Genomic DNA, 17,082 nt, shown 5'->3' on the forward strand with positions numbered 1-17,082 from the left:
TCAGTCTGATTAGGGGGAAATATGAATCAATCAACTGACTTAACCAAAAAAGAAAAGTTCAGGCTGCTTTTGACACAGCTTAATATGACCGATAATGAGTACATGAATTACTTTGAAGATGCAGAGATTAACCGCCTCGCAGTTCATAAAAACAGTAAGAAGTGGCATTTCCATTTTCTATTTACTGAGATTGTTCCATGTGCGGTCATGACCGAATTTACCACGAGATTAACTCAGTCTTTCCAGCATATCGCTCAGGTGGATTTCACAATTATGACCGTTTCATCTGACTTATCTGAAGAAAAAATTACTGATTATTGGAGCACCTGTCTCAGGGAACTTCAAGGAATCGCTCCTCCCTTATTATCGCTTCTGAATAATCAGGTGCCTGTCATTAATGGCAATCGCCTGCTCGTAAAAGTATCAAATGAGACCGAAGGCATGCAAATTAAAAACAAATACTCCGAATTGCTGTGCTCTGCCTTTTCAAAATGGGGATTTCCTTCACTCACCCTTCAAACCGAGGTAAGTGAAAATCAGTCAACGGCTGAATATGATGCTTTTGTTGAATCCAAGAAAAAAGAAGAGGAAGAATGGGCTAAGCAAGCGATTGTAGAAATGCAGAAAATGGAAGATTCGAAACAAAGTGATGCACCAAGTGGTCCGGTATCTATTGGTTACTCTATTAAACCGGATGAACCGGTAGAGATCCGTACGATTCAGGATGAAGAAAGAAAAATTGCCGTACAGGGGCTAATTTTTGATGCTGAAGTGAAAGAACTGAGAAGCGGAAGATCGCTGCTTACATTCAAAGTAACTGACTATACGGATTCTATTTTAGTAAAAATGTTTTCTCGTGATAAAGAAGATGCGGCAATTATGCACACTGTAAAAAAAGGCATGTGGGTTAGGGCAAAAGGGTCTATACAAAATGACACATTTGTACGGGATCTTGTTATGATCGCTCAAGACGTAATGGAGATTCAGCCTGATCTCCGTAAGGATACTGCTCCAGAGGATGAGAAAAGAGTTGAACTTCATCTGCATACTCCGATGAGTCAGATGGATGCAGTATCCTCCGTTTCAGCTTTAGTTACACAGGCAAAAAAATGGGGACATAAAGCAGTTGCTATAACGGACCATGCAGTTGCACAATCATTTCCTGAAGCTTATGCAGCCGGACAAAAAAATGATATAAAGATTTTATATGGAGTAGAAGCAAATCTGGTGGATGATGGTGTACCTATCGCATACAATACAGCGGACCTCGCTTTGGAAGATGCCAGTTATATTGTATTTGACGTAGAAACGACTGGCCTGTCTGCTGTATACGATAAAATTATTGAGCTTGCCGCAGTGAAAATTAAAGATGGTGAAATCATTGACAAATTTGAACGATTTGCAAATCCCCACCATCCGCTTTCTGCAACGACAATAAATTTAACCGGAATTACAGATGACATGGTAAGAAACGCCCCGGAAATTGAAGATGTATTAAAGGATTTTCATGAGTGGGCACAAAATGATATTCTTGTTGCGCATAATGCATCGTTTGATATGGGATTTCTAAATGTCGGCTACCGTAGAATCGGTATTGGAAAAGCTGCAAACCCTGTTATCGATACACTTGAGCTGGCGAGGTTTTTACATCCTGAAATGAAAAATCACCGGCTTAATACGCTGGCGAAAAAATTCGAAGTTGATCTCACTCAGCACCATAGAGCGATTTATGATGCTGAAGCAACCGGGTATATTTTAATTAAGATGTTAAAAAAAGCACAGGAAAAAGAAATTTTTAATCATAATCAGTTAAATGATTATATGGGAGTTGGGGAAGCGTTTAAGCGTGCCAGACCCAATCACGTTACTCTTCTGGCAACAACACAGGCGGGACTCAAAAATTTATTTAAGCTCGTATCCATCTCCCATTTAAACTACTTTTACCGCGTGCCAAGAATTCCGCGTTCGGTTTTACAAAAGCATCGAGAGGGATTATTAATCGGATCAGGGTGTGATAAAGGAGAGGTTTTCGAAGGGATGATGCAAAAATCTTCAGAAGAAGTTGAAGATATGGCTGCATTTTATGATTACATCGAGCTTCATCCCAAACCCGGTTATAACCACTTGATCGAACTGGACCTTATAAGAGATGAAGACAACCTTGAAGAAATTATGAAAAAAATTGTAGCCATGGCGGATAAACTCAATATTCCTGCTGTAGCAACCGGAAATGTTCATTATCTGGATCCTGACGATAAAGTATACAGAAAAATCCTTATTTCCTCTATGGGAGGAGCAAATCCATTAAATCGTCATGAACTTCCGGATGTCCATTTTAGAACGACAAATGAAATGCTTGATGAATTTAAGTTTTTAGGACCTGAAAAAGCGAAAGAGCTCGTTGTAACAAACTCTAATAAAATTGCCGATATGATAGAGGATCTTAAACCGATTCAAGATGAATTATTTACTCCTAAAATTGACGGTGCTGAGGAAGAAATGAGAGATATGAGCTATTCAATGGCTCATAGTATTTACGGCGAAGATCTTCCGGAGATTGTTGAAGCACGGCTTGAAAAGGAACTGAAAAGCATCATCGGTCACGGATTCGCTGTCATCTACCTGATTTCGCATAAGCTGGTTAAAAAATCTCTCATCGATGGATACCTGGTAGGTTCGCGGGGATCAGTCGGATCTTCCTTTGTCGCGACCATGACAGAGATAACCGAAGTCAATCCGCTTCCGCCTCATTATGTATGTCCGTCCTGCAAAAAGTCTGAGTTCTTTGATGACGGTTCTGTCAGCTCAGGGTTTGACCTTGAAGATAAAAATTGTCCGGAATGCGATATTCCATTTATTAAAGATGGACAGGATATTCCGTTTGAAACGTTTCTTGGTTTTAAAGGTGATAAAGTACCTGATATTGATTTAAACTTCAGCGGTGAATATCAGCCGGTTGCTCATAATTATACCAAAGAGCTCTTTGGAGAGGACTTTGTCTATCGGGCCGGGACCATTGGAACAGTGGCAGATAAAACAGCTTTTGGTTATGTAAAAGGATATGCAGGAGACAGAAATCTGCATTATAGAGGAGCGGAGGTTGAGCGTCTGGCTCAAGGATGTACTGGAGTTAAACGTACAACCGGACAGCATCCTGGAGGAATTATAGTCGTGCCTGATTATATGGATATCTATGATTTTTCTCCTATTCAGTTTCCGGCAAATGACAGCTCATCAGAGTGGAAAACCACTCATTTTGATTTCCATTCCATCCATGATAATTTGCTTAAGCTGGATATTTTAGGACATGATGATCCAACAGTAATCCGTATGCTTCAGGATTTATCAGGCATAGATCCTAAAACAATTCCGACAGATGACCCTGAGGTTATGAAGATCTTCAGCGGAACAGAATCATTAGGAGTGTCGCAAGAGCAGATAATGTGTAAAACAGGCACATATGGTATCCCGGAGTTTGGGACACGTTTTGTTCGGCAGATGCTTGAGGATACGAAGCCAACCACCTTCTCTGAGCTTGTGCAGATATCAGGACTTTCTCACGGAACCGATGTGTGGCTGGGAAACGCCCAGGAACTGATCCACAATGGCATTTGTGAGCTTTCCGATGTAATCGGCTGTCGTGATGATATAATGGTTTACCTTATTTACCAGGGACTTGAACCATCACTTGCCTTTAAAATTATGGAATTCGTTCGAAAAGGAAAAGGATTAACACCTGAATGGGAAGAAGAAATGAAAAAGAATAACGTCCCTGAGTGGTATATTGATTCATGCAAAAAAATAAAATATATGTTTCCAAAAGCGCACGCCGCTGCCTACGTTCTAATGGCTGTAAGAATTGCTTATTTTAAAGTTCATCATCCAATCCTGTATTACGCTGCTTATTTTACCGTACGGGCAGAAGACTTTGATGTTGAGGCTATGGTGGCTGGATCGCAGACCATTAAGTCGCGAATAGAAGAAATTAATGCAAAAGGACTCGATGCGTCAACTAAAGAAAAAAATCTGATGACAGTATTGGAACTCAGCCTCGAAATGTGTGAAAGAGGCTTTTCCTTTAAACAAGTTGATTTATACAAATCAGATGCCAAGGATTTTATAATTGAAGGGGAATCACTTATCCCTCCTTTCAATGCAATTCCTGGACTCGGAACAAATGCAGCCATTAATATTGTTCAAGCCAGAAAAAATGGAGAATTTTTATCTAAAGAAGATTTGCAAAAGCGAGGCAAGGTGTCAAAGACAATAATCGAGTTTCTCGACTCGCAGGGTTGTCTGGAAGGATTGCCTGATCAGAACCAGCTTTCCTTATTCTGATCCATTTGCATCATAGAGCAATATATGGTATTATACTGTTGGAAATACTACTGATAACTCTGACGTCGAAAGAGTGGGTGCCGCCCGCTCTTTTGTGTTGTTTCAGACATTTTTCAAAGAATAATGGAGGAAACGGATGAGTAAAATTATTGAACTCGTAGAACAATTAACCACCCCTATTCTAAATGATATGAACCTTGAATTAGTTGATGTAGAGTTTGTTAAAGAAGGTTCGAATTGGTTTTTAAGGATCTATATTGACAAAGAAAATGGTGTGGATATTGAAGAATGTGGGCAAGTAAGCGAACGCCTGAGTGAAAAATTAGATGAATTGGATCCGATTCAGCAGAACTATTTTTTGGAAGTCTCTTCTCCTGGAGCAGAACGGCCATTGAAAAAGGAAAAAGATTTTCAAAAAGCAGTCGGCAAGAATGTGTTTGTGAAAACATATGAACCAATTGACGGCAAGAAGGAAATTGAAGGTGTGTTAACTTCATATGATGGGGTCTCACTTGAAATCGCTGTTACAATTAAAACAAGAAAAAAAACGATGACAATACCGACAGAAAAAGTGGCTAAAGCCAGGCTGGCTGTTTCTTTTTCTTAATTGTACATGGTGCATGGGGCTTGAAGGGAGATGACGAATTAATGAGTACGGAATTATTGGATGCACTGATATTTCTAGAAAAAGAAAAAGGAATCGAGCGTGAAGTGCTGATTGATGCGATTGAAGCTGCATTAGTTTCGGCGTATAAAAGAAATTTCAATCAAGCACAAAACGTGCGTGTAGACCTTAATTTGGACAATGGGTCCATGAGAGTTTTCGCCAGAAAAGAAGTGGTGGATGAGGTATTTGATTCACGACTGGAAATATCTCTCGAAGATGCGCACGAAAAAGATCCTGCGTTTGAAGTTGGGGATATTGTTGAACTTGAGGTAACACCTCGTAATTTTGGCCGTATTGCTGCTCAAACAGCAAAGCAGGTTGTTACTCAACGGGTAAGAGAAGCAGAGCGCGGAATTATCTACACTGAATTCGTAGACCGCGAAGATGACATAATGACCGGGATCGTTCAGCGTCAGGATCACCGCTTTATTTATGTTGCTTTAGGCAAAATAGAGGCGCTGCTTCCATTGAATGAACAAATGCCTAATGAATCTTATAAGCCTCACGACCGGATAAAAGTGTACATTACTAAAGTTGAACGCACGACAAAAGGTCCTCAAATTTTCGTTTCAAGAACACATCCCGGTCTGCTGAAGAGACTTTTTGAAGTTGAAGTCCCTGAAATATTTGATGGAACAGTAGAAATTAAGTCTGTGTCGCGAGAAGCAGGAGACCGATCCAAAATTTCCGTTCACTCTGATAATCAGGAAGTGGATGCTGTTGGCGCATGCGTTGGTTCAAAAGGAACCCGCGTACAGGCTATCGTCAATGAATTAAAAGGGGAAAAAATTGATATCGTCGAGTGGTCTGAAGATCCTACGATTTTTGTCGCAAATGCTTTAAGCCCTTCTAAAGTGGTGGATGTTCAAGTGAAAGAAGAAGATAAGGCCACAACTGTCGTAGTACCCGATTATCAATTGTCTCTGGCAATTGGGAAACGCGGACAAAATGCGCGGTTAGCAGCTAAGCTGACCGGATGGAAAATCGATATTAAGAGTGAAACAGATGCTCGTGAATTGGGTATATATCCACGTGACGACCAGCCTTTGTTTACCGAAGAAGAAATGGATCAATCCTTTACTTATTCGGATGATGATATCGAATAAAGGGAGCGAAAAAAAGCATGCAGCCCAAAAGAAAGATTCCATTGCGTAAATGTATCGCAACGAATGAAATGAAAGAGAAAAAAGAAATGGTAAGAATCGTCAGAACAAAAGAAGGCGATGTTTCCATTGATGCAACAGGGAAAAAATCAGGTCGTGGTGCTTATCTTTCCAAAGATAAGGATGCGATTTTAAAAGCACGCAAGAAAAATATTTTGGCAAGCCACTTACAGGCAAAAGTAGATGATTCAATTTATGATGAACTGCTTGCACAAGTGGAAGCGGACCAGTCGAAATGAGCCAGCCTAAATGGATGTCTCTGCTGGGTCTTGCAACTCGGGCAGGAAAAGTAATATCAGGAGAAGAACTCGTCATCAAGGAAGTTCGGAACGGCAAAGCAAAGCTTGTTTTACTTGCAGAAGATGCTTCTGATAATACAGCGAAAAAAGTAACGGATAAGAGCCTGCATTATGGAATCCCTTTGCGAAGGGTAACCGACCGTTATACGCTTGGTCACTTGATTGGCAAAGAAGCAAGAGTAACAATTGCGGTACTTGATGCCGGTTTTGCCAAAAAGCTGATCACACTGCTCGATGAATCTTAACGGGGGTGAACGAATGAGTAAAATACGTGTATACGAATATGCAAAAAAACAAAATGTCACCAGTAAAGAAGTTATAGATCTATTAAAAACAATGAACATTGAAGTTAAAAATCATATGGCGACATTAGAAGGAGAGGCGATCACGAAATTGGATGCTTCTTATAATAAAGGAAATTCAACTGCACCCAAACAAGAAACAAAATCAGTAAAGCCGGAGAATAAGTCTCAAAACCGTCCTCAAAACTCAGGACAGAACCAAGGCGCTAAAGCGGCACAAGGCAGCACCCCTAACAGAGGCTCTCAAAACCAGGGAGCTCAGGGAAATAGAGGCGGCCAAAACCAAGGCGGCCAAGGCAGCAGAGGACGCAATTCTAACCAGCGGGGAATTAACCAGGGTGGAAACCGCGGAGGAAAAAACCGCAATCAAAAATCTAAAACTCCTTTCCAGCCCGCACCGGTTAAACAAAAAGAGCTGCCGGAAAAAATTACTTTCGTAGAATCATTAACAGTGGCTGAACTTGCGAAGAAGCTTCACCGTGAACCTTCTGAATTAGTTAAAAAACTGTTTATGCTTGGAACGATGGCAACAGTAAACCAAGAGCTTGATAAAGACGGCATTGAATTAATTTGTGCTGACTACGGAGTTGAAGTGGAAGAAGAAATTTTGATCGACTCCACTGATCTTGAAACATATTTCGATGAAGAACAGAACGAAGCAGATCAAATTGAGCGTCCTTCTGTCGTAACCATTATGGGTCACGTTGACCATGGTAAAACGACTCTTCTTGATTCCATTCGGAAAACAAAAGTAACAGAAGGCGAAGCAGGCGGCATTACTCAGCATATTGGCGCATATCAAGTAGAAGTGAATGACAAGAAAATCACTTTCCTTGATACACCTGGTCATGCTGCTTTTACAACGATGCGGGCTAGAGGAGCTAAAGTTACTGATATTACTATCCTGGTTGTTGCAGCAGACGATGGTGTAATGCCACAGACTGTTGAAGCAATCAACCATGCTAAAGCAGCAGAAGTGCCGATTATTATTGCGGTTAACAAAATGGACAAACCATCAGCTAACCCGGACCGTGTAATGCAGGAATTAACTGAACATGGCCTCGTTCCCGAAGCTTGGGGAGGCGACACCATTTTTGTTCCTGTCTCTGCATTAAATGGAGAAGGAATAGACAACCTACTAGAGATGATTCTCCTTGTAGGTGAAGTTGAAGAATATAAAGCAAATCCGAAACGACGCGCTTTAGGCACAGTTATTGAAGCCGAGCTTGATAAAGGCCGTGGGTCAGTTGCAACGCTGCTTGTTCAGGATGGAACATTGAATGTAGGTGATCCGATTGTTGTAGGGTACACATTCGGTCGCGTTCGTGCGATGGTTAATGACCTGGGCCGACGGGTTAAATCAGCGGGCCCATCTACTCCTGTTGAAATTACAGGGTTAAATGATGTGCCACAGGCTGGAGACCGTTTTGTTGTATTTGAAGACGAAAAGACTGCCCGCTCAATTGGAGAAACACGGGCTCAACAAGCACTTCAGGCACAGCGCGGTGAAAAAACAAGAGTTAGTCTTGATAACCTGTTTGAGCAAATGAAACAGGGAGAAATGAAAGATCTTAACGTAATTGTTAAAGGAGATGTACAAGGTTCAGTAGAAGCTGTAGCTGCATCCCTTTTGAAAATCAGCGTTGAAGGCGTAAATATTAAAATCATCCATACTGCGGTTGGAGCGATTACAGAATCGGATGTAACGCTTGCTGCTGCTTCAAATGCAATTGTTATTGGGTTCAATGTTCGGCCTGATGCAAATGCAAAACGTGCTGCAGACGCAGAGCAAGTAGATGTTCGTTTACATCGTATCATCTATAAAGTCATCGAAGAGATTGAATCAGCGATGGAAGGATTGCTTGATCCTGAATTTGAAGAAAAAGTAATCGGCCAGGCTGAAGTCCGTCAGACATTTAAAGTTTCGAAAGTGGGAACTATAGCCGGCAGCTACGTTATTGAAGGAAAAATCACCAGAGACAGCGGTGTGCGCTTGCTCCGTGATGGTGTGGTTGTATTTGAAGGCGATCTTGATACGCTGAAACGTTTTAAAGATGATGCAAAAGAAGTTGCAAAAGGGTATGAATGCGGAATTACCGTTAAAGGGTTCAACGATGTTAAAGAAGGCGACATTTTTGAAGCATTCATTATGCAGGAAATTAAACGATAATGATCGCCTATGCGGAATGCGAATTTAAAATTGATCATTCCCATTCTTTAAAAGAAAAAAGAGCTGTTTTACAGCGGGTTCTTTCCAGAGTAAAGCGGCAGTACAATATATCTATTGCTGAAGTCGACCATCAAGATGTGTGGCAAAGAACAACCATTGAGTTAGTTGCAGTAGCCTCCTCAAAAGATGCAGCAGAAAGAGAAATACATCGCGCATTAAAACTGATGGAGTCCTTTCCTGAGTGGGAGGCTATCTCGATTGCTATCGACTTCATGTAGATGGATACCGACCATTTAAATGAGAGGTGATGCACCAATGTCTTTACGATCGAATCGCGTCGGTGAACAAATGAAAAAAGAACTAGGCGATATCATTGGCCGTAAAATTAAAGATCCCAGAATCGGTTTCGTTACTGTAACGGATGTCGAAGTAACGGGTGATCTTCAACAGGCAACTGTTTATATAACAGTGCTTGGAGATGAGGAACAGCGTGAAAACACATTGAGAGGACTTGCTAAAGCAAAAGGCTTTATACGGTCTGAAATTGGCCAGCGTATACGTTTGCGAAAAACACCTGAGCTTTTGTTCGAATTTGACGAGTCCATCGATACAGGTAATCGAATTGAATCATTGATTAGGGATTTAAAAGAAAGAGAACAATAATAAGAAGCAGCAGACTATCCTTTTTAAGGAGAGGCGTTTATTCGCTTCCAATATGTCTGCTGCTCTTTTTATATTTCTTATCCCAACTAAGGTGATGAGTGAGAGGATGGAATGAAAAAATGGACGGTATAGTAGCAATTTGGAAAGAGACCGGGATGACTTCCCATGATTGTGTATTTAAGATAAGAAAAATTCTCCGTATGAAGAAAGTTGGTCACACAGGCACCCTCGATCCTGAAGTGGATGGAGTACTTCCTATATGCTTAGGGAGAGCAACCAAAATTGCGGAGTATATAACTGATTCCGGTAAATCCTACCGTGCTCAAGTGTCCTTAGGTACCTCCACCACTACTGAAGATGCGCATGGAGAAATAGTGGATTCAAAAAAAATAACGCACGACTTGAGCAAGGACAAATTAAAAGAAGTTCTTAATCAGCTTACAGGAAAAATCCAGCAAACACCGCCAATGTACTCAGCAGTTAAAGTGAATGGGAAGCGTTTATATGAATATGCCAGACAAGGAGTTGAAGTGGAAAGGCCCACGAGAGTTGTAGACATTCATAAGATAACACTTGATGAGGATTCTATACTTCTTGATAACGGGGTCATTACATTCACTATAGATATAGACTGCGGGAAGGGAACCTACATCCGAACACTTGCCGTTATGATTGGAGAACTGCTGGGCTATCCTGCTCATATGTCAAAGTTGACGCGTACAAAATCTGCATTGTTTACTTCGGGCGATTGTATTACACTCGCTCAGCTAGAAGAACGAGCATTGAATCCGGATGCAGTCAGGGAGGTTTTACACCCCATGGAGACTGGTCTTTCTCAATTGAAGAAATATCTCATTAGTGATACAGTTGAAAAAAGAGTAAAGAATGGGTCTGTTATGCCTACGCCGCCGGACTGGAGTGGTAAACAGAATGAACCGGTCGTTTTATATAATAGGGATAGGGCAGTCGCCATTTATCATCTTCATCCGTCCAAAGAAGGATTGATTAAACCAATAAAAGTGCTTTGGATCGATTGAGAAAGGAATCCACACAATGAAAGTAATCACTTTGCATCACCCTCATTCGTTGAAAAAAGGAGATCTTCCTGCGCTTTCACTTGCTCTAGGCTTTTTTGACGGCGTGCATTTAGGTCATAAGAAAGTAATACAAACATCCATTGATTACGCACGCAAGAACGGGCTTAAAAGCGGTGTCATGACATTTGATCCTCACCCATCCGTAGTCCTGAGTACAGAAAAAAAAGAAATTGATTACCTTACTTCCTTAGATCGAAAGATTGCACTTTTTGAACAAATGGACATCGATTATGCGTTCATCGTACGATTTACATCCAATTTTGCAAGCCTGGAACCTCAGGAATTTGTGGATCAGTACTTGATTGAGCTTAACGTATCCCATATTACTGCAGGATTTGATTATACATATGGCAAATTCGGTCGCGGAACGATGGAGACTCTCCCTTTCCATTCCCGGAATCAATTTACCTCCACCACAGTGGGCGAATTGAAAGATGGAGAAAAGAAAATCAGTTCTACCCGTATCCGAAAGACTTTGCATGAAGGCAGAGTGGATGAAGCGAAACAGCTGCTCGGCTACTTTTATACAGTTGAAGGCATCGTCGTTCACGGAGATAAAAGAGGGAGAAAGATCGGGTTTCCCACTGCCAATATACAAGTTAGCCACCAGGGGCTGATCCCGGCTATGGGTGTTTACGCAGTGCGCTTATTTGTTCATGATCAATGGTTCGCAGGTGTATGTAATGTAGGGTATAAACCTACATTTAATGACCCTGACCACAAAGCGCTGTCGGTGGAAGTCCATTTATTTAATTATAACGAAAGTATTTACGGTGAAAAAGTAATGGTGGAATGGCATATTCGAATTAGAAGTGAACAAAAGTTTAATGGAATCGAAGAACTTGTTGCTCAAATCGAAAAAGACAAACAAGCTGCTGTCGCTTATTTTGAAACGCCATAAGGCATACTTGCGGGAACGACTCCATTATGGTATTATTAACAGGCATGATCATGAACCGTTGCTTGGCAATTCGATCACTCCAACGATTGCTCGGTAATTGGGGATTAATACTAATTTACAGGAGGCAACAAAAATGGCTATTACACAAGAACGCAAAAACGAATTGATTGAAGAGTACCGTACACATGAAGGAGACACAGGTTCAGCGGATGTACAAATCGCGATCCTTACAGAAGAAATCAATAACCTGAATGAACATCTTCGTACTCACAAAAAAGACCACCACTCACGTCGTGGACTTTTAAAAATGGTAGGCCGCCGTCGTAACCTGTTAACTTATTTACGTACTAACGAGGTTTCTCGTTACCGTGAACTAATTAACAAACTTGGACTGCGCCGATAAGAATGAATGCAGAAAAGCGGGACTTGTCCCGCTTTTTTATTAGCAAAAAAAACCGGTAATTAGTTAAAATTTGAATAAGATCATATGATCGTTTAAATTCTACATAGTAGTAATGTTTTTTGTCCTTGCTGCTTTATGCTCGGCGTTGGATTTTGAGCAAAGAAGCAGTCGGCAAAATCTTTTATACAGGTAATTTTCTATGTGAAGATAAGAAAGGGGTTAAAAAATGGAACAAGAAAAACAAATATTCTCCATGGACTGGGCTGGCCGGAAACTAACAGTGGAAGTTGGCCAACTGGCAAAGCAGGCAAGTGGAGCAGCACTTATAAGATACGGTGATACGGTCGTTCTAAGTACAGCTGTTGGATCTAAAGAACCTAAACCATTAGACTTCTTTCCTTTAACAGTAAACTATGAAGAGCGGATGTATTCAGTAGGTAAGATTCCTGGAGGATTCATCAAACGGGAGGGACGCCCGAGTGAACGTGCTGTCCTTACCAGCCGTTTAATAGACCGTCCAATCCGTCCGCTTTTCCCGGATGGTTTTCGTAATGATGTTCAGATAATGAGCATGGTTATGAGTGTAGAACAAAATTGCTCATCTGAAATGGCTGCAATGTTTGGGTCTTCGTTGGCGCTTAGTGTTTCGGATATTCCTTTTGGTGGACCGATTGCGGGTGTAATGGTTGGGTTGATTGATGGAGAATTTATCATTAATCCAACGATAGAGCAGCAAAATGAAAGCTTAATGGAACTTATTGTAGCAGGGACAAAAGATGCGATTAACATGGTAGAAGCAGGAGCTTATGAAATTCCTGAAGAAACAATGTTAGAAGCAATTATGTTCGGCCATGAAGAAATCAAGAGGCTGATTCAATTTCAGGAAGAAATTATTGCAGCAGCAGGCAAAGAAAAGCGTGAGATCGTATTAGCCAGTCTTGATGAAGAAATCGTTTCCCGTGTGGAAAAAGAAGCTTCAGAAAAAATGGCGATCGCAGTACAGACGCAGGAAAAACATGCCCGGGATGAAGCGATTACCTTAGTAAAAAAAGAGGTCTTGTCTTTATATGAAGAAGCTGATGAAGCTACTGTCAAAGAAGTAAAAAAAGCACTAGATAAAATGGTTAAAGAAGAAGTTCGCCGTCAGATCACACAGGATAAGATTCGTCCCGATGGAAGAACGCCGGATCAAATTCGTGACCTATCTTCTGAAGTTGGTGTTTTGCCTCGAACACACGGTTCAGGTTTGTTTACTCGCGGTCAGACCCAGGCACTTAGTATCGCAACACTCGGTGCACTTGGTGATGTGCAGATCATAGACGGCTTAGGTATTGAGGAATCGAAGAGATTCATGCATCATTATAATTTCCCATTATTCAGTGTTGGTGAAACTGGACCAATCAGAGGACCTGGCCGCCGGGAAATTGGACATGGTGCCCTTGGAGAAAGAGCGCTTGAAAAAGTTCTTCCGGATGAGAAAGATTTTCCATATACCATCCGCCTTGTATCAGAGGTTTTAGAATCAAACGGTTCTACATCTCAGGCAAGTATTTGTGCGAGTACGTTGGCAATGATGGACGCCGGGGTACCATTAAAAGCACCAGTAGCAGGAATTGCAATGGGACTTGTTAAATCTGGAGCTGATTATACAATCCTGACAGATATTCAGGGAATGGAAGATTATCTCGGAGATATGGACTTTAAAGTTGCAGGAACAGCAAAAGGTGTAACGGCACTTCAAATGGACATTAAAATCGACGGGCTTACTCGTGAGATTTTAGAAGAAGCACTTCTGCAAGCCAAAGAAGGAAGACTTCACATTTTAGAATCGATGGTTGCAACTATCCAGGAACCAAGAACCGAGCTTTCTGACTATGCTCCTAAAATTATTCAGCTTTCCATTAATCCGGATAAAATTCGTGATGTAATTGGACCAAGCGGCAAGCATATTAATAAGATCATTGAAGAGACTGGCGTTAAGATTGATATCGAACAAGACGGCACTGTGTTTATTTCATCTACCGATTCCTCGAAAAATGCAAAAGCAAAAGAGATTATCGAGAATATGGTGAGAGAAGCAGTTGTCGGACAAGTTTACCTAGGCAAAGTGAAGCGCATTGAGAAATTTGGAGCATTCGTCGAAATTTTCAATGGAAAAGATGGTCTTGTGCATATTTCTGAATTACAGGAAGAACGCACAAACAAAGTAGAAGATGTAATCTCTCTTGGTGATCAATTAGAAGTTAAAGTAACTGAAATTGATAATCAGGGACGGGTCAATCTTTCCCGTAAAGCGGTTATTCGTGAGAAACGGGAAAAAGAAGAAAAAGCAAAAGAAACTAACTAAATGATCTTATAAACCGATTAAAGGATGTATCTTTAATCGGTTTTTTCACTATAGAAAAAAGATTATTATTGATTAGAGTATAAAAACAATGAAATCGCCATCCAAACATAGTAACATGTAAAGTAGGTTTTTCGACATAATAACAAAGTTAACCCAACACCGTATTTTACAATAGGAGATGTTTTTATGATTACTCGCCATACGTGTCCAAACGGCCTGCGTATTGTTTTGGAAAAAATACCTACTGTTCGCTCAGTCGCAGTAGGAGTTTGGATCGGGGCCGGATCCAGATATGAAAATGAAGAGAATAACGGAATCTCTCATTTCTTGGAACATATGCTTTTTAAAGGCACAAAAGAACGATCTGCCCGCCAAATAGCGGAGGCATTTGATAGTATAGGCGGACAAGTCAATGCATTTACTTCGAAAGAATATACTTGCTATTACGCAAAAGTGATGGACAATCACGTATCACACGCATTAAATGTATTAGGAGATATGTTTTTTAATTCTATTTTTGATGAAGCAGAACTTGAGAAAGAAAAAAATGTCGTGCTTGAAGAAATTAAAATGTATGAAGATACACCCGATGATATTGTTCATGATTTATTAGGGGAAGCAGTTTATCAAAAGCATCCACTCGGATACCCTATTCTCGGAACGGAGACAACGATCCGGTCCTTTACAAGAGAAAAACTTAACCGATATGTGGATGAGATGTATTCTCCGGATCAAGTAGTCGTTTCTATTGCAGGCAATGTAGATGAATCATTTATTAAAGAAGTCGAAGCATTGTTTGGCAAATATAAAAATCTTTCTTCGGCAAAAGAGGATCTTGAAGTTCCGACTTTTCACGACCAGCAATTATTGAAGAAAAAAGATACAGAGCAAGCTCATTTATGCTTTGGATTTAACGGGCTTCCTCTTGGTGATAAAGACAGCTACAGCCTGATCGTAATGAATAATGTCCTTGGAGGAAGCATGTCTTCACGGTTGTTTCAGGAAGTAAGGGAAGAGAAAGGGTTGGCCTATTCAGTATTTTCCTATCATTCAGCTCACAAGGACAGTGGAATGTTAACGGTTTATGCAGGTACTGGTGCTGACCAGTTAGATTCTCTTTATGAAACGATTCAATCAACTCTTTCCACTTTTAAAGGAAAGGGAATGACTTCTAAGGAATTGCTTTATGCTAAAGAACAGCTCAAAGGTAACTTAATGCTTGGTCTTGAAAGCACAAATGCACGAATGAGCAGGAATGGTAAAAATGAATTAATGCTTGGTTATCACCGGACAATGGATGAAGTGATTGAACGGATTGATGGGGTCACGTTAGACTCTGTCAAAGAAATTGCAGAAAACGTTTTAACAGATAATTTTGCTGTGTCTCTCGTTTCACCCGATGAAATAAAACCAAAATCTTTCGCCTGACTTATATAAATTGAAGGAAAATGACCCTAAGATGATTGCTCATCTTAGGGTTTTTTTTTCATACAATGTCTTTAAAGGAGTGTGACAAATATGAAATTAAGCGAGCTTAGCGGCAAGGAAATTATCCATATTCAGCGTGCAGAAAGAATGGGCATCTTAGGAGAAACGGATGTGGAGTTTAATCCGGTGACAGGAGCTGTTGAAGCAGTTGTGGTTCCAGTAGGCAGATGGACAGCGTTTTCGAAGTCGCCAAAAGAACTGACCATTCCGTGGAGATACATTAAAACAATTGGCGAAGAAATGATTTTGATTGATCAGGAAGAAACGGATGGGTCGTCACAGACGAAAGGGGTGTTACATACAATAGAACAGAAAGAAGAACAGTGAAATGAGTGAGCTGGATGACAGATACGTCAAGCTTATATGGCTGCAATATAGCTATTGTTGGTGGAGATGCAAGACAGAAAGAGATCGCTCACCATTGTCAATTGAGCGGAGCGAATTTGTACGTAGTCGGTTTTGATCAACTGGCTTTAACTGAACCGGGATTTACCAAAGTAGATAGTCATGAATTACCGTATGAAGAGCTGGATGCCATTGTTTTTCCCGTAAGCGGTGTGGGAGAAGAAGGTGCTGTCCGCTCTTCGTTTTCAAGTAAACCAGTCAAATTAGACAGTAAAGCTTTCAAACGGCTGAAGACTTCATGCCTGCTGTTTTCAGGAATTCCTACAGCTTGGTTAGAAGCACTTCAAAAACCTGTTGTCTACTTAATGGATGAAGACCAGATTGCCATTCGCAACTCCATTCCTACAGCAGAAGGTGTTATATGGCTTCTTCTGCAGCATACTGATCACACCATACATGGCTCTACAATACTTGTTACAGGGTTTGGACGAATTGGAATGACAATAGCGAACCGTTTGAAATCTCTCGGAGCAAATGTTCTTGGTGGAACGACCAGCAGTGCTGAAAAAGCAAGGATGATTGAAATGAGTATTGAACCGATCGATCTGGATAATATTCACAAGAAGATGGGCATGCTGGATGCATGGATTAACACAATCCCATCAGATACCGTTTTTTCAGAGGATATAGTGAACCAGGTTTCCCATCAATGTCTCGTCATCGAGTTAGCCTCTGGACCAAAGGCGATAACCTCTAAAACAGCAGAATCATTAGGCTTACGTTACATCGATGCACCTAGCCTACCTGGCATTATCGCACCAAAAACCGCGGGTCTTATACTAGCTTCCTCTATTATCGAACGAATCAATTCAAAATAAAAGTCTTACATTAGGAGGACA

At 40.8% G+C, this 17,082-nt stretch carries 15 protein-coding genes; all 15 read left to right on the top strand.

The window, feature by feature from the left end; genetic code table 11:
* Window positions 1-21 precede the first annotated feature (21 nt).
* The 15 genes from KR50_RS09150 (at window position 22) to dpsA (ending at window position 17,061) form a co-directional block, all read left to right on the top strand.
* A complete protein-coding gene (locus KR50_RS09150; RefSeq protein WP_041057545.1) occupies window positions 22-4,338 on the top strand; it encodes a PolC-type DNA polymerase III in 4,317 nt (1,438 codons plus the stop codon).
* Window positions 4,339-4,474: 136 nt separating this feature from the next.
* A complete protein-coding gene (gene rimP / locus KR50_RS09155) occupies window positions 4,475-4,945 on the top strand; it encodes a ribosome maturation factor RimP (RefSeq protein WP_041057546.1) in 471 nt (156 codons plus the stop codon).
* A gap of 41 nt (window positions 4,946-4,986) precedes the next feature.
* On the top strand, window positions 4,987-6,111 hold the full coding sequence (gene nusA / locus KR50_RS09160) for a transcription termination factor NusA (protein WP_041057547.1): 1,125 nt from the start codon (window positions 4,987-4,989) through the stop codon (window positions 6,109-6,111).
* A gap of 17 nt (window positions 6,112-6,128) precedes the next feature.
* Window positions 6,129-6,407, top strand: a complete 279-nt coding sequence (gene rnpM / locus KR50_RS09165) for an RNase P modulator RnpM (RefSeq protein WP_041057548.1) — start codon at window positions 6,129-6,131, stop codon at window positions 6,405-6,407.
* Complete coding sequence (locus KR50_RS09170; RefSeq protein ID WP_041057549.1) at window positions 6,404-6,712, top strand: YlxQ family RNA-binding protein; 309 nt, start codon at window positions 6,404-6,406, stop codon at window positions 6,710-6,712. Before rnpM ends, KR50_RS09170 begins: the two co-directional genes overlap by 4 nt.
* A 13-nt stretch (window positions 6,713-6,725) precedes the next feature.
* Window positions 6,726-8,939 (top strand): translation initiation factor IF-2, encoded by a 2,214-nt coding sequence (gene infB / locus KR50_RS09175; protein ID WP_041057550.1) that lies wholly within the window; start codon window positions 6,726-6,728, stop codon window positions 8,937-8,939.
* Window positions 8,939-9,217, top strand: coding sequence for a DUF503 domain-containing protein (locus KR50_RS09180; protein ID WP_041057551.1), 279 nt, complete (start codon window positions 8,939-8,941; stop codon window positions 9,215-9,217). The genes infB and KR50_RS09180 overlap by 1 nt, the downstream gene beginning before the upstream one ends.
* 37 nt (window positions 9,218-9,254) lie before the next feature.
* Window positions 9,255-9,602, top strand: coding sequence for a 30S ribosome-binding factor RbfA (rbfA, locus tag KR50_RS09185; protein ID WP_041057552.1), 348 nt, complete (start codon window positions 9,255-9,257; stop codon window positions 9,600-9,602).
* Window positions 9,603-9,721: 119 nt separating this feature from the next.
* Complete coding sequence (gene truB, locus KR50_RS09190) at window positions 9,722-10,639, top strand: tRNA pseudouridine(55) synthase TruB (RefSeq protein WP_041057553.1); 918 nt, start codon at window positions 9,722-9,724, stop codon at window positions 10,637-10,639.
* Window positions 10,640-10,655: 16 nt separating this feature from the next.
* Window positions 10,656-11,600, top strand: coding sequence for a bifunctional riboflavin kinase/FAD synthetase (gene ribF, locus KR50_RS09195; RefSeq protein WP_041057554.1), 945 nt, complete (start codon window positions 10,656-10,658; stop codon window positions 11,598-11,600).
* A gap of 133 nt (window positions 11,601-11,733) precedes the next feature.
* Entirely contained in the window at window positions 11,734-12,003 is a 270-nt protein-coding gene (gene rpsO, locus KR50_RS09200) for a 30S ribosomal protein S15 (protein ID WP_041057555.1), read from the top strand.
* Between the two features lie 226 nt (window positions 12,004-12,229).
* Window positions 12,230-14,350: a polyribonucleotide nucleotidyltransferase gene (gene pnp / locus KR50_RS09205; protein ID WP_041057556.1), complete on the top strand. Its 2,121-nt coding sequence runs from the start codon at window positions 12,230-12,232 to the stop codon at window positions 14,348-14,350.
* A gap of 186 nt (window positions 14,351-14,536) precedes the next feature.
* Window positions 14,537-15,778 (top strand): M16 family metallopeptidase, encoded by a 1,242-nt coding sequence (locus KR50_RS09210; RefSeq protein WP_041057557.1) that lies wholly within the window; start codon window positions 14,537-14,539, stop codon window positions 15,776-15,778.
* A 90-nt stretch (window positions 15,779-15,868) separates the two neighbouring features.
* Window positions 15,869-16,165 (top strand): YlmC/YmxH family sporulation protein, encoded by a 297-nt coding sequence (locus KR50_RS09215; protein WP_052476918.1) that lies wholly within the window; start codon window positions 15,869-15,871, stop codon window positions 16,163-16,165.
* A gap of 14 nt (window positions 16,166-16,179) precedes the next feature.
* Complete coding sequence (gene dpsA / locus KR50_RS09220) at window positions 16,180-17,061, top strand: dipicolinate synthase subunit DpsA (RefSeq protein WP_041057558.1); 882 nt, start codon at window positions 16,180-16,182, stop codon at window positions 17,059-17,061.
* Window positions 17,062-17,082 lie beyond the last annotated feature (21 nt).

Origin of the sequence: Jeotgalibacillus campisalis (genome assembly GCF_000829515.1) — a bacterium.
In the GTDB taxonomy this organism is placed as follows: Bacteria; Bacillota; Bacilli; order Bacillales; family Jeotgalibacillaceae; genus Jeotgalibacillus; species Jeotgalibacillus campisalis.